We start from the raw sequence: 14,809 nt of genomic DNA, 5'->3' as shown, positions 1-14,809 counted from the left end.
TACTTGTACGAATTCTCCTTTCAGCGGCTACTCAAAAAGTTTGTTGTTGTTTTACATAAACTTATGAAAAAGACATTCTTTCAGAATCCAGTTTAATAAATATAAACAGAAGGATGGTAAAGCCCCATAGGCCCGAACCTCCATAACTGAAGAAGGGAAGCGGGATTCCTACTGTAGGGAATATGCCTATTACCATAGCTATATTTACAAGGAAATGAATGAACAGGATCCCTACAACGCTATAACCGTAAACCCTGTTGAACTGCGATTTTTGCCTTTCCGCCAGAAATAGAATCCGCAGCATTAATAACACAAAAAGAAGAGTAACCAGCGAAGTGCCCAGAAATCCCCATTCTTCTCCTACTGTGCTGAATATGTAATCTGTATGCTGTTCTGGAACAAACTGGCCTTTTGTTTGAGTTCCTTCTGTCCAGCCTTTTCCTAACCAGCCTCCGCTACCAATAGCAATTTCACTTTGATTGGTGTTATATCCTATTCCCTTTGCATCTACTTCCTGGCCAAGGACAATATTAAACCGGTCTCTATGACGCTGTTCAAACATGTTTTCAAAAATATAATCCACAGAATAGGAATAGCCTATGGCTAAAACTATCGTGCCAAGTAAAAGCAAGTAACCCGGGCGATTCCTGCGTTTTTGAAATAAACTAATAAGCGCAATAACCCCAATTGCAATGGCTACATATAAAGGGCCAAACAATAAGGTGAAAACAAAAACGGCTATCGCAGCAAAACCCAGGAAAAGATAAACCCCGGATAAACCTTCCCGGTAAAGCGGAAATAGAAATGCGGAATACACCAAAGCACTACCTGCATCGGGTTGAGGTAAAATAATTAATGCGGGAAGGATGATTATAAGAAATGCCTTGATTTGATTTGAAAAGATCTTAATATTGGTTTGAATATCCCCAATATATTTGGCTAATGCGAGTGCTGTAGCCACTTTTGCAAATTCTGCAGGCTGAATGCTTATTCCTCCAAATACATACCAGGAAGTCGCGCCATTAATGGTTTTACCAAATGCAAATAAGCCTAAAATTGAAATTAGGGATATTATATAGATGACACTGGAAAACCGCATATAGAACCTTGCTTCAATAGAAAGCAGTACTACAATCATAAAAAAGCTAAGCAGGATCCAGACGGCTTGCTTTCCATAAACCTGACTAAAGTCAAAAATCGAGGAAGGATTATCTCCCAGAGAGGCAGAATAGATATTGATCCATCCAAAACTTACCAGTAGCAAATAGATCAAAATAGTTAACCAGTCAAAAGAAACAGAACTTTTTGACATTATTTATTAATTGTAAAAGGTTCTCCGGAATATGGTTTTTTATATTCCTCCTCCAGGCTATGGGTTAGGATCCAGTTTTCCATATCGGTTCTGCTAATAGTCCCTTTAAGATATTTCTCGATCATTAAACCTGCGATCCTTCCTGCATATCTTCCTCCCCAATATCCATTTTCCACAAAAACTGCAATGGCGATCTTAGGATTGTCTACCGGTGCAAAAGCTATAAAAATTGAATGATCTGTTAGCTGAACCCGTTTTGTTCCAATTTTCGTGAAATTCTCAGCCGTTCCTGTCTTTCCTGCGATTTCAATGCCGGGTATCCTAAGTGAGGAGGCAGTTCCACTTTTATAAACCTGGTGCATTCCTTCTACTACAGGTTCAAAATGTTTAGGATCTATGGTGGTATATTTTTTCTCTGTAAATTCCTTGTCTTTTATTGGATTTCCTTCAATTTCCTTTAAAATATGAGGTGTGTAGAACCAGCCTTTATTTGAAATTGCGGCGGTCATGTTGGCCAGTTGAATAGGAGTCATCAAAACTTCTCCCTGTCCTATCGCATTGGATATAGTAGCTGTGGAATACCATTTATAGGTGGGATAATCATAAATCCTGTTATAATAATCGGCGGTTGGAATTTTTCCTGGTCTTCCTGTACTTAGATCGGAACCCAGATAATTTCCCAAACCAAAACTTTTAAGGTGATTTGCCCAGGTATCTATTCCTTCCTGTGGAGTTGGGAATTTTTCAATTATGCGGCGGTACACAGTAGCAAAATATGCATTACAGGATTGGGCGATCCCGGGAACCATATTCAAAGGAGAAGGGTGTGCGTGACATCCCATTTTCCTTCCCCGGCCAAAAACATATCCCATACTGCAGGAAACCCTGTCCTGGGTAGTTACCACTTCTTCCTGCAAGGCTATGAGTGCATTGATGGTTTTAAAAGGAGACCCGGGAGGATATTCTGCCTGTAATCCACGGTCATAAAGCGGGCGGGCGATGGTGTCATAATAGAGTTCGGTAAAATTACTGGAACGCTGTCTTCCAACCAGTAAAGCCGGATCATAGGATGGTGCCGTAACCAAGGCCAGTATTTCGCCCGTTGCCGGTTCAAGTGCAACTATACCACCCCATTTGTTTTTCATTAATTTCTCTCCGTATGCCTGTAAAACGCCATCAATTGTTATGGTGACATCTTTTCCTTTTTTTGGAAGTGTATCATAAATCCCATCTTTAAATGCTCCAATATCACGGTTAAATCTATCTTTTTGAATATATTTCACCCCTTTTACCCCGCGGAGCAATTCTTCGTAATAACCTTCTATTCCCTGCTTTCCTATTAAATCCCCGGATATATAATACGGATTTCCCTCAATGATCTTCCTGTTTACTTCGGCTATATAACCTAAAACATTAGATCCGTTATGAGTTTGATAATCCCTTAAAGAACGCTTTTGAATATAAAACCCCTCATAATTACGCATTTTTTCCTGTAAATAGGCGTATTCAGATTTGGTTAACTGGGGAACTATAATGGAAGGAAGTCTTGGGGAATAGATTTTTGCATTATCCAGTTTTGAGGCCAATGCTTCCGGGGTAATCTTTAAAATCCTGCAAAATTCGGCTGTATCGAATACCTTTACATTGCGCGGAATTGCCATTACATCGTAGGAAGGTTGATTGGATACCAGCAATTCCCCATTCCTGTCAAAAATGTAGCCCCGCTGCGGATAATCATAGACAACTTTAATGGCATTATCTTCAGATAAGCGCACAAAAGATTCATCGATGACCTGTAAATAAAAGAGTCTTGCCAGAAAAATGATTCCGGTAGTTATAATAATTATATATAGTAATATTCTTCTCATCTTCGTTTCGGTTTGAAAAGCGTTAAGCTAATCAGGATCAATATTACAGTGAAAATTCCTGAAAATAAGGTCTTTTTCGCAATCAAAAAGATATGGGAAAAATCAAACATTTCCAGGGTGAATAAAATAAAATGGTGAACAAAAACCAGGATTAAAATATAACTCAATCTTGCTCCAAAGGGAGTATTCGCCAACTTAACGGTTTGATAGTCATAACTTACTCCAAAGGAGAACCTTAAAACCGCCGGCCTTATAAAAGCAACAACAACACAGGCAGCTGCATTTATTCCCCCGCTATCCTCAAAGGTATCAATAGTTATTCCCAATAAAAATGCTACCAGCAAAAATAAAGTTTGTGAAGTGTTAAAGGGATATAAAACCAAAAACAATACATAAAGATAAGGGTTGATATAACCAAGAAAGTTGATATTGTTAAGGAGTAAAACCTGTAACAGTACCAAAATTATAAAGCGGATTATATTTGCTGTTATTGCGCTAGTCATCGCTGTTTTTCAGAGCTTTTATTTCGGCTTTATCTTTGTTTTCTATGATATACACATACCCAATATTGGTCATGTCATTAAATAGCCTGATGTTGATGGTAAAGTAACTCTCACTTACATCGAGTTTAAAATCGGTAATATTTCCTATAGGGATTCCCTGAGGAAATATAAGGGATCTTCCACCGGTTATAATGGTATCGCCTTTTTTTACCGGGGCTTGTCTTGGGACATCTATCAATTGGACTATATTAGGATCTTTGCCATCCCAAACCAGGGAGCCAAAATGGTTGGTCTTTTTAAGCTGTGCATTGATCCTGGAATTGCTGTTTAAAATAGAGATTACCCTGGAGTAGTTTGCCGAGACCTGATCGATGATCCCAACAATTCCCTGGCTGGTTATAACTCCTTGCTCTGTTGCAATATTGGAATTTTTGCCCCTGTTAAGCGTGATAAAATTATTGGTTTTTGAATAGTTGTTGTTTATAACGGTAGCAGTTCTAATTTGGTAAATTCCTTCGTACGATATGGAATCCAGAAAATTTTCTGCGGAAATAGTGTCCTGGATATTGGTGAGTTTGCTTCTCAGGTATTTATTTTCTTCCACCAGCCTTTTATTGTATTCTTCAAGGTGGAAATAGGTTTGAATATTATTGGACCAGTTATAGACGCCCCCGGTGATAAAATTCGCGGAACTTATAAATTTGCTTTTATGAAATGAATGTGACTGGATTGTTAAAAATAAGGAAATCCCCAGCAGCAACAGGAATAAAATATTATTCTTATTGCGGATAAGAAAATTAAATATCTGCTGCATAAGTCGGCTCCTACTTTATCAATATTCCCTTATATCGGCTCAGGTTTTTAAGGCATATTCCGGTACCGCGTACAACAGCTCTTAGGGGGTCTTCGGCGATATAAACAGGAAGATCGGTTTTCAGGGATAATCTCTTATCCAGTCCTCTCAACATAGATCCACCTCCGGCAAGATAGATCCCGGTATTATAAATATCGGCGGCTAGTTCCGGCGGGGTTTGAGATAAGGTTTCCATTACGGCATCCTCAATTCTTAAAATTGATTTATCCAGTGCTTTAGCAATCTCCCTGTACGAGATTTGTACCTGTTTTGGTTTTCCTGTTAGTAAATCACGACCCTGAACGCTCATTTCTTCCGGTGGAATTTCCAGATCTTCGGTAGCGGCTCCAATTTGAATTTTTATTTTTTCAGCAGTTCGCTCTCCAACATATAAATTGTGCTGAGTGCGCATATAATAAACGATGTCATTGGTAAATACATCTCCTGCGATTTTGATAGACTTGTCACATACGATACCACCTAAAGCAATCACTGCAATTTCGGTAGTTCCACCACCTATATCCACGATCATATTTCCTTTAGGCTGCATGATATCTACCCCAATTCCAATAGCAGCGGCCATTGGCTCGTGAATAAGATATACTTCTTTTCCATTTACCCTTTCTGCACTTTCTTTAACGGCGCGCATTTCAACTTCGGTAATTCCGGATGGAATACAAATTACCATTCTTAAGGCCGGAGTAAACATTCTCTTTTTCAATGCAGGGATTTCCTTGATAAACATGTTTATCATCTTTTCGCTGGCATCAAAATCGGCAATAACACCATCTTTCAAAGGTCTTATCGTTTTTATGTTTTCATGGGTTTTTCCCTGCATCATGGCAGCTTCTTTTCCCACGGCTATAATTTTCCCGGTGGTTCTGTCCCGGGCCACAATGGAAGGACTATCCACAACTACTTTGTCGTTATGAATTATCAAAGTATTTGCGGTTCCTAAATCTATTGCTATTTCTTCAATGAGAAAGTCAAAAAATCCCATATTCTATCTGTTGAGGTTAGGTAAATGTAGTGAAATTAATGTTTAAAATGCCGTGTCCCGGTCATCACCATGGCAATATTATTTTTGTTGCAATAATCAATACTCAATTGGTCTTTTATTGAACCTCCTGGTTGAATTACGGCTGTTATTCCCGCATTTCCTGCAATTTCAACACAATCTGGAAAAGGAAAAAAAGCATCGCTCGCCATAACAGCTCCTTTCAGGTTAAACTTAAAGGAATTTGCTTTCTCTATACTGTGGGTTAAGGCATCTACCCGGGAGGTTTGTCCTGTTCCACTGGCGAGTAGTTGTTTGTTTTTTGCTAAAACGATGGTATTGGATTTGGTGTGTTTGCAAATTTTAGATGCGAAAATCAAATCATTTAACTCGTTTTCTGCGGGTTTATTGTTGGTTGCATAGCTTAAATCTTCAACAGAATCTGTTTTATGATCCCTGTCCTGAACTAAAATTCCGTTTAAACAGGTTCTTACAAGTTCCTGTGTAAACTCCTGAACTTTTTGAACCAGGATAATCCTGTTCTTCTTTCCTTTTAAAATTTCCAGGGCATCGGTTGAATAGGAAGGCGCAATTACCACTTCACAAAATAATTCATGGATCTCTTCAGCGGTTGCTTTATCAATTTCGGTGTTGCTAATAAGAACTCCTCCAAAAGCTGAAACTGGATCTCCTGCCAATGCATCCATATATGCCTGGTGAAGGGTTTCCCGTTGTGCCAACCCGCAGGCATTGTTGTGTTTCAGAATTGCAAATGTGGGTGCATCATCTTTAAATTCACCCATAAGGTTTACCGCAGCATCCACATCAAGCAAATTATTGTACGAAAGTTCCTTTCCATGTACCTGGTTGAAAACCGTCTCAAAATCTCCGTAGAAAGTCCCTTTTTGGTGAGGATTTTCCCCATAGCGCAATTCCTTTCCTTTTGAAAAACTCTGTTTAAAAACTTTTTCTTCAGAATTAAAAAAGTTGAAAATGGCAGTATCGTAATGCGAAGAGACCTGAAATGCTTTTGCTGCAAATTTTTTGCGATCTTCCAAACTGGTCTTTCCGCCGTTTTCTGAAATAAGGTTTAAAAATTCTGAATAATACTCTACCGAAGCAACACAGAGCACATCTTTGAAATTTTTTGCTGCTGCGCGAATCAAAGAAATTCCGCCAATATCGATTTTTTCTACGATATCTTCCTCGGAAGCTCCCGAAGCCACGGTTTTTTCAAACGGGTAAAGATCCACGATTACGATATCTATTTGCGGGATCTCATATTCCTTCATCTCTGCAACATCACTTGCATTTTCCTGACGGTTTAAAATTCCGCCGAAGACTTTTGGGTGAAGGGTTTTTACTCTTCCGCCTAAAATAGATGGATAGGAGGTAAGATCTTCCACTGCGGTAACTTCAATGCCAAGGTCTTTTATAAACTTTTCGGTACCGCCCGTAGAGTAAATTTTAATTCCAAGGTCATTAAGTTTTTGTACTATAGGAGCCAGCCCTTTTTTATCAAATACAGAAATAAGGGCCGATTTCACCGATTTTAATTCGCTCATTGTGTTGTGTTTGTTATGGTTGCAAAAGTAATTAAATCACTATAAAATCTAAGTATCTGGACTTTTATTTCTTAAAAAAAATGTAACGAAATTCATTTGGCTGCGTCTTATCCAGTATCGATGCAAAACACCTGTTTTTACTATGCTAATCTATCTTAGGGTTCTAAAGGAAAGTTTCAATTTTGCTATCAACGCATTAAGGAACAACAAGCTGCGGACTTTTTTATCCCTTCTTGGTGTAACTATTGGGATTTTTTCAATTATCGCGGTCCTCGCAGCCGTTGATTCCCTTGAAAGGGAAATTAAAGGTTCTTTGAGTTCCCTGGACAACAGCACCATTATTATAATGCGGTTTTCCTTTGGCCCTTCTGAAATTCCCAGTTGGAAAAGACAACAATTCCCGGATGTTAGCTATGATGAATACCAGTATCTAAAGAGAAACCTGCCCGGCCTTGAAGCTGTTAGTTATACTTTAAATGTTCCTCAGGAATCAATAAAATATGAAGAAACTACGGTAACCGGTGTTGGGATTGGTGCGGTTACACAAGAATATTACGATATAGAAGCCCTGGAACTCGCCGAGGGAAGATTTTTTAATGAATCGGAAGCGGTAAGTGGATCGCAGGTGATTATAATTGGTCATGAAATCGCTCAAAATCTTTTTGGAGAAAGTGACCCTATGGGAAAACAACTTCGTTTATACGGCCAAAAGTTTTCTGTTATTGGTGTTCTGAAAAAGGAAGGTGCAAATTTTCTGGGAAATTCAAAAGACGGAGCAGTTTTAGTTCCGGTAAATGTGGTTCGCAGGATCTTTGGGGACAATAATAAATCTACTTTTCCGCAAATAATAATCAAACCTGAAGCTGATGTGGATAATGCCGAATTTATTGCGGTACTAACTCAGCAACTAAGAAATTACCGGGGATTGAAACCCGAGGAAGTAAGCAATTTTTTTGTAAATCAATTACAGGGTTTTGCAGATTTTGTCGATAATATCACCGGCCAGTTGAATTTCATTGGCCTTATCATAAGCGGGTTTTCGCTTTTGGTGGGAGGATTCGGGATCGCAAATATTATGTTTGTAAGTGTAAAGGAAAGAACTAATCTTATTGGTATTCAGAAATCCCTTGGCGCAAAAAATAAATTCATCCTGTTCCAGTTCCTTTTTGAAGCAGTAATCCTGGCAGTGATAGGTGGCTTGGTAGGATTGTTTCTGGTATGGCTTATCTCTATGGGCGCATCACAATTTACAGGAGAATTTGAATTTGTGCTTTCTCCCTGGAATATGTTCCTTGGAACTGCTGTTTCAGCAATTATAGGATTGATCTCCGGGATAATTCCTGCTATTTCCGCTTCTAAACTGGATCCGGTGGAAGCGATACGTACCGGAATGTAATGTTAGGTGTAAGACTTGAGATTTTAGTATTGAGACAGAAATAAAGTTGGAAGCTACGATTCAAGAGACAAGAACCAGGAAACAAGACAAAAAAACATTCGTGTATTCGTGGCAAAAAAACAGTGAAGATTGATTTCTGAGATCAGTGGGAGATAAAATAAATGTACTATTGAAAATTAATGTTTAAAAAGGGCAACACTAATCAGGGAAGTTCATTGAGATTTATTTAGTCTATCGTCTTGAATCTTGTCTCTTGCTTCCTTTTAAAGAATTTCCGCCACTTGCTCATTCACCCATTCCAAAAACCGTTCATCTTCTTCAGTAAAAGGATCGGGGGTATTGGAATCAATATCAATCTGGCCAAAATTTTCACCGTTTACAAACAAAGGCACCACGATCTCAGCTTTTACATGAATGCTGCAGGCGATGTAATTATCCTGTGCCTGAACATCGGGAACCACAAAATTCTTATTGGAAACCGCTACCTGTCCGCAAATTCCCTTTCCAAAAGGAATGATAGTATGATCTGTTGGATCCCCGGCATAAGAGCTTAATTTGAGTTCTTCTTTATCCCCATTTTTAAAATAAAATCCTACCCAATTATAATAGGAAATATTCTCTTTCAGCAATTCACAAACATCTAATAACCGGTGCTCAACAGATAATTCTTCGGTTTTTAGAATAGCTTTTATCTGTGGTTTTAATTTCTGAAAAGGCATAGCTTTTAATTTTTTTGTAAAAGTATTTAAAGTTTGGGTTTCTTACCTTTCATTTTTCTATAAATTTGTTCAAACAGGTATTTTCATTGCTACAGCTATTTAAAAAGTACAAATCGGTTTTACGGTTTATTCTCATATTTCTGGGGAGTTATTTTTTGCTCTCTATTTTTTACAACACCTATCTCGATCTTTCGGTTTCTCAAAAATATTACCCGGATTTTTTTACGCATCTTGTTGCAATTCAAAGTGAAGCGGTAATCGAAACTTTTGGATATCCCGCCAGAATTTCGCCCAATCCTAACGAGCCTTCCATGAACCTCTATGTGAACGATCTTTTTTTGGCCAGGGTGGTGGAAGGCTGTAATTCTATAAGTATCATTATCCTGTTCGTTTCCTTTGTGCTGGCTTTTGTTTCCAAATTAAAAACCACGCTTTTATTTCTTTTTGCTGGAGCGGTAATAATATATGTGATGAATGTTATCCGGATCGCGATTTTAACCATAGGGATCTATGAATATCCGCAGCACGCAGAGTTCCTTCATAGCATTGTTTTTCCATTGATTATTTATGGAACTGTTTTTATTTTATGGATCGTCTGGGTTCGTATTTTCTCCAAAGCTACCACCTATGGAACTCAAATATAGAATTGCTATAATCAGCCTTTTAGTAGGCTTACTGGTGTTAATCAGGTTTTTTGAACACAGCCTGTTTTATGATCCGCTTATTGAATTTTATCAATCAGATTATCTCAATGATAAGGTTCCCAATTTTATCACGTGGAAGCTTCTTGCGAATGTTTTTCTAAGGTTCTTGTTGAATATGGGAATATCTCTTGCAATAGTATATGTGGCTTTTCTGGATAAAAACATCCTGAAATTCTCCTTTTTGCTCTATGTTTTACTTTTTGCAGCTTGCTTCCCTGGTTTCGTGTTTTTGATCCTCACCATTGAAAATGAAAATTTTATGGCGCTGTTTTATATTCGTAGATTTTTGATACATCCCATATTTGTGATCATTCTTTTACCTGCATTTTACTATTTCCGACTTAAAAATTCCACTAAATTGAACAGGAACAGGTGAGAATTGTGAATGTGCAATTCTTGTGAATCGCTGATTTATAGCCATAAATGGGATTTAAAACCTATTGATTTTTAGGACAGTTACAACAGGTAACTAAATATTGTTTATATTTGACGACGATGAAAAAGGCTGTTCAAAAATCCCTTTCTACAATTCTGGCGCTTTTAGTGCTCTTCTCTACGTTTTCATTTACGGTAGATAAGCATTTTTGTGGAAGTTTATTAGTGGATAAAGCCATCTTTTCTGAAGCAAAAACCTGCGGAATGGAAATGCATTCAGATGCAACCAATTCTGAAGATTCCTGCTGCACCAATGAAAAAACTTCGGTGGAAGGTCAGGATGAATTGAAGATTTCCTTTAACTCCCTGGATTTCGAGCAACAGGTGTTCCTTTCTACATTTACTTTTTCATACATCAATCTTTTTGAAGGTACACCGCTACAGGTTATTCCTTTTAAAAATTACACCCCACCCTTACTGGTCACCGATTTACTGGTTCTTGATCAGGTTTTCCTTATTTGATTATTTAATGGTTTTCCTGTTTTCAGATAATTTTTCTGATAACAGCTTCTTTGATTTGGTCTTACCCTGGGTATTTCCGTCGAAGTTTTGAAGAAACTTTTTCATTAAATAACTATTTGAGATGTTTGATAAAGTCATAAAATATTTTCTTTATAACCGGCTTATTACCATACTACTTTTGGCATTTTTCATTGGATGGGGAATTGTAACAGCTCCATTTGACTGGAATACAGGTTTTTTACCAAGTGATCCTGTTCCGGTGGATGCCATTCCGGATATTGGAGAGAACCAACAAATTGTTTTTACCGACTGGCCGGGACGATCCCCTCAGGATATTGAGGATCAAATCACCTATCCCATGACCACCGCTTTATTGGGAATTTCCGGTGTGAAATCCATTAGAAGTACTTCCATGTTCGGGTTTTCCATAATTTATATCATTTTTGAAGAGGATGTGGAATTCTACTGGTCACGCACAAGGGTGCTGGAAAAACTCAATTCTCTTCCTTCCAAATTGCTTCCGCAGGAAGTGCAACCAACCTTAGGGCCGGATGCCACTGGTTTGGGCCAGGTATATTGGTATACTTTGGAAGGTCGCGATCCCCAGGGGAATGTCACCGGGGGTTGGGATTTGCACGAATTGAGGTCCATTCAGGATTACTATGTAAAACTTGGTTTAAGCGGAACATCAGGGGTTTCTGAAGTTGCCTCGGTAGGTGGATTTGTAAGGGAATACCAAATCGATGTTGATCCCGATGCCCTTAAAGCCTTTAATATAGGGATAGATCAGGTGATGATGGCAGTGCAGAATTCCAACCGCGATATTGGGGCAAAAACCCTTGAGATCAATAAGGTGGAATACCTTGTGCGCGGACTGGGCTATATAAAATCCATTGAGGATATTGAGAATTCTGTGGTAACAGCCGTAGATAATAAACCGATTCTTATAAAAGATTTAGGAGTGGTTAATTTAGGGCCTGCAGAGCGTCGCGGAATTTTAGACAAAGGCGGGGCAGAGGTTGTAGGTGGAGTAGTGGTTGCCCGTTATGGATCAAATCCCTTGCAGGTAATCAAGAATACCAAAGAAAAAATCAAGGAAATCTCTGCCGGATTACCGCAAAAAACCCTGGCAGACGGTACTATAAGCAAACTTACCATTGTCCCATTTTATGACCGGACCCAGCTTATCAATGAAACTATAGGAACTCTGGAGAAAGCACTTTCTCATGAGATCCTTATAAGCATCCTGGTAATTATTGTTCTGGTCCTTAATTTAAGGGCATCTCTTATTATTTCCAGTTTACTGCCCATTGGGGTTCTTATCACCTTTATCGCTATGCGCTATTTTGGGGTAGATGCCAATGTTGTCGCACTCTCCGGGATCGCTATCGCAATTGGGGTAATGGTAGATGTAGGGATCGTTTTTGTGGAAAATATCATCCGGCATCTTGAGATGGAGAAAAATTCAGGTGCAAGAGATTCAAGGTTGCTCAAGATAATTCATAAAGCGACCATTGAAGTTGCTCCCGCGGTAACTACCGCTCTTGCTACAACGGTGGTAAGTTTTCTCCCGGTATTCTTTATGGAAAATGCCGAAGGGAAATTGTTCCGGCCTCTTGCCTTTACAAAAACCTTTGCCCTTGCTGCAGCATTTTTAGTGGGAATCTTGATCCTCCCGATGCTTTCCTATTTTGCATTTAATATCCGTCTTCAAAAAGCGCGAATGATCAGGATGTGGAATATCGTGCTGATAATAGGAGGACTTTTTCTGGCAATTTATTTCAGCTTTTGGTTGCCGCTTGCTTTGGTGCTAATAGGTTTGGTGCGTCTTCTTGAAGACCGGAATCCTGAGTTTCTCGGTAAATATTCTACCCAGATCACCTTGTTTATAATCCTGGCAGTTACCTTGTTTTTCCTCACCGAGGAATGGGTGCCGCTTGGGTATCAAAATTCCCTTTTTTCCAATTATATCTTCGTGCTTGTTTTACTGGCAGTTACCCTGCTTGTTTTAATGGCGATCGTAAAATTTTACAGACCCATTTTAAACTGGTGTCTGGAAAATAAAGGAACTTTTTTATTAGTGCCGGTAATCACCATTTTCTTTGGAATTATGATTTGGCTTGGCTTTCCTAAGATCTTTGGCCCGGCCGCCAATGGATTTGACAAGGTTGGATGGAACATTCGCACAAATTTTGTTTGGAGTGGTTTGAGTCATACTTTTCCCGGAGTTGGAAAAGAATTCATGCCTTCATTAAATGAAGGTAGTTTCCTCCTTATGCCCACCTCTATGCCGCATGCGGGGATAGAATCTTCCAAAGAATCGCTGCAAAGAATGGATATCGCGATTACCGATATTCCCGAGGTTGAGGTTGTTGTAGGAAAACTTGGAAGGATTGAAAGCGCCCTGGATCCCGCTCCTATTTCTATGTATGAAAACATTATCAATTATAGATCTGAATATGAACTCACTCCGGGAGGAAGACCTGTGGCCTATAAAACTGATATAGATGGCAGGTTTATTTTAAAATCCGGGGATACCTTAAGCAATGAGGATGCCTTAAACAACGGATACTCTTCAAATGATCTAATAGTTGATGAAGATGGAGAATATTTCAGGAACTGGCGGAGTCATATTAAAAGCCCCGATGATATCTGGACTGAGATCCTAAGTCGCGCCAATATTCCCGGGGTAACATCGGCCCCAAAATTACAACCTATTGAAACACGGCTTGTAATGTTGCAAACCGGAATGAGGGCCCCTATGGGAATAAAAGTTTACGGGCCCGATCTTCAAACAATACAGGAATTTGGAATTGAGCTTGAAGAACTTTTGAAGCAGGTTCCATCGGTAAAAGCTGAAGCCGTGTTTGCAGAAAGGACCGTGGGGAAACCATACCTTGAAATAGATATTGACCGCAATGTTATTGCGCGTTATGGGCTTAGCATAGAAAATGTGCAGCAAACCCTTGAAACCGCGGTGGGTGGTATGGAAATTACCACTACAGTTGAAGGAAGGGAAAGGTATCCTGTAAGAGTGCGATACCCAAGGGAACTAAGAGATGATCCTTCGGCATTGGAAAGAATTTTGATCCCCACCCCGGCCGGAGCACAGATCCCGCTGGGAGAACTGGCCGAATTGAAATATACCCGGGGACCGCAAATGATACGAAGCGAGGAAACCTTTTTGGTGGGTTATGTGCTTTTTGATAAACGTACAGGGTATGCCGAGGTAAATGTGGTAAACGATGCCCAGAAATTTATTCAGGATAAGATAGACGCCGGGGAACTTAGTGTGCCGGCAGGAGTGAGCTATAAATTTTCCGGAAATTATGAGAATCAGGTAAGGGCCGTAAAAAGGCTTGCTATTGTAATCCCATTAAGTTTGATCATTATTTTTATGTTGTTGTACTTCCAGTTTAAAACCATTATAGCTTCAACCATTCATTTCTCTGGTGTTTTTGTTGCCTTTGCCGGCGGATTTATAATGATATGGTTATATGGTCAGCCCTGGTTTATGGATTTTGCAGTAGACGGTGTGAATATGCGGGAGCTGTTCCAAATGGGGACAATTAACCTGAGCGTTGCCGTGTGGGTTGGTTTTATTGCCTTATTTGGTATTGCTACAGATGATGGGGTACTTATGGGAACTTACATTCACCAGGTCTTTGAAAAGCGTAACCCCCAAACCGTAGCTCAGGTACGCAGTGCCGTGATGGAAGCTGGATTAAAACGGGTAAGGCCTGCAATGATGACCACTGCCGTAACCATTATAGCGCTATTTCCGGTCCTTACATCAAGAGGTAAGGGATCCGATATTATGGTGCCAATGGCAATTCCTATCGTGGGAGGTATGATCATTCAGATCATGACCATATTTGTAGTACCGGTGCTTCAGGCCTTCTGGAGAGAATCTGTTGTAAAAAGATCCGAAAATTCACCGAATGAGGGAGAATTGGGATTGATCAATTCAAATGACAATAATGATGAATAGGAAA

General features: G+C 39.3%; 12 protein-coding genes. 5 read left to right on the top strand and 7 right to left on the bottom strand.

The features are described 5' to 3' along the window. Nucleotides 1-61: 61 nt before the first annotated feature. Genes rodA through purH form a run of 6 tightly spaced genes read right to left on the bottom strand, consistent with a single transcriptional unit; the run spans nucleotide 62 to nucleotide 7,098 of the window. On the bottom strand, nucleotides 62-1,312 hold the full coding sequence (gene rodA / locus ACKGJN_RS01280) for a rod shape-determining protein RodA (protein ID WP_409537603.1): 1,251 nt from the start codon (nucleotides 1,310-1,312) through the stop codon (nucleotides 62-64). After that, a complete protein-coding gene (mrdA, locus tag ACKGJN_RS01275) occupies nucleotides 1,312-3,180 on the bottom strand; it encodes a penicillin-binding protein 2 (RefSeq protein WP_409537602.1) in 1,869 nt (622 codons plus the stop codon). Before mrdA ends, rodA begins: the two co-directional genes overlap by 1 nt. Further along, nucleotides 3,177-3,683: a rod shape-determining protein MreD gene (locus ACKGJN_RS01270; protein ID WP_409537600.1), complete on the bottom strand. Its 507-nt coding sequence runs from the start codon at nucleotides 3,681-3,683 to the stop codon at nucleotides 3,177-3,179. Before ACKGJN_RS01270 ends, mrdA begins: the two co-directional genes overlap by 4 nt. Continuing rightward, on the bottom strand, nucleotides 3,676-4,497 hold the full coding sequence (gene mreC, locus ACKGJN_RS01265) for a rod shape-determining protein MreC (protein ID WP_409537599.1): 822 nt from the start codon (nucleotides 4,495-4,497) through the stop codon (nucleotides 3,676-3,678). The genes ACKGJN_RS01270 and mreC overlap by 8 nt, the downstream gene beginning before the upstream one ends. A 10-nt stretch (nucleotides 4,498-4,507) precedes the next feature. After that, the gene (locus ACKGJN_RS01260; RefSeq protein ID WP_006988644.1) at nucleotides 4,508-5,536 is read right to left on the bottom strand and encodes a rod shape-determining protein; all 1,029 of its coding nucleotides are present in this window, start codon (nucleotides 5,534-5,536) and stop codon (nucleotides 4,508-4,510) included. 35 nt (nucleotides 5,537-5,571) lie between these two features. Next, complete coding sequence (purH, locus tag ACKGJN_RS01255) at nucleotides 5,572-7,098, bottom strand: bifunctional phosphoribosylaminoimidazolecarboxamide formyltransferase/IMP cyclohydrolase (RefSeq protein ID WP_409537598.1); 1,527 nt, start codon at nucleotides 7,096-7,098, stop codon at nucleotides 5,572-5,574. 142 nt (nucleotides 7,099-7,240) lie between these two features. Here purH and ACKGJN_RS01250 point away from each other — a divergent pair, with 142 nt between their 5' ends. Next, nucleotides 7,241-8,494 carry an ABC transporter permease gene (locus ACKGJN_RS01250; RefSeq protein ID WP_409537597.1) on the top strand — a complete coding sequence of 418 codons (1,254 nt, stop codon included), beginning with the start codon at nucleotides 7,241-7,243 and terminating at the stop codon, nucleotides 8,492-8,494. Between the two features lie 263 nt (nucleotides 8,495-8,757). Here ACKGJN_RS01250 and ACKGJN_RS01245 read toward each other — a convergent pair whose 3' ends face one another. Then, nucleotides 8,758-9,213, bottom strand: coding sequence for a GAF domain-containing protein (locus ACKGJN_RS01245; protein ID WP_409537596.1), 456 nt, complete (start codon nucleotides 9,211-9,213; stop codon nucleotides 8,758-8,760). Nucleotides 9,214-9,299: 86 nt separating this feature from the next. On the opposite strand from ACKGJN_RS01245, the gene xrtF reads away from it, so the two are divergent. From xrtF to ACKGJN_RS01225, 4 genes are all read left to right on the top strand, one after another. Continuing rightward, nucleotides 9,300-9,857, top strand: a complete 558-nt coding sequence (xrtF, locus tag ACKGJN_RS01240) for an exosortase family protein XrtF (RefSeq protein ID WP_409537595.1) — start codon at nucleotides 9,300-9,302, stop codon at nucleotides 9,855-9,857. Continuing rightward, nucleotides 9,841-10,293 carry an exosortase F system-associated membrane protein gene (locus ACKGJN_RS01235; protein WP_409537594.1) on the top strand — a complete coding sequence of 151 codons (453 nt, stop codon included), beginning with the start codon at nucleotides 9,841-9,843 and terminating at the stop codon, nucleotides 10,291-10,293. The genes xrtF and ACKGJN_RS01235 overlap by 17 nt, the downstream gene beginning before the upstream one ends. Before the next feature lie 119 nt (nucleotides 10,294-10,412). After that, nucleotides 10,413-10,814, top strand: coding sequence for an HYC_CC_PP family protein (locus tag ACKGJN_RS01230; protein WP_409537593.1), 402 nt, complete (start codon nucleotides 10,413-10,415; stop codon nucleotides 10,812-10,814). A gap of 121 nt (nucleotides 10,815-10,935) precedes the next feature. Then, nucleotides 10,936-14,805 (top strand): efflux RND transporter permease subunit, encoded by a 3,870-nt coding sequence (locus ACKGJN_RS01225; RefSeq protein WP_409537592.1) that lies wholly within the window; start codon nucleotides 10,936-10,938, stop codon nucleotides 14,803-14,805. Nucleotides 14,806-14,809: the final 4 nt, after the last annotated feature.

This window comes from Gillisia xinjiangensis, from assembly GCF_046298265.1.
GTDB classification, from domain to species: domain Bacteria; phylum Bacteroidota; class Bacteroidia; order Flavobacteriales; family Flavobacteriaceae; genus Gillisia; species Gillisia xinjiangensis.
The sequence above is the reverse complement of the archived record's forward strand: the minus strand, read 5'-3'. Positions and strand labels throughout refer to the sequence as shown.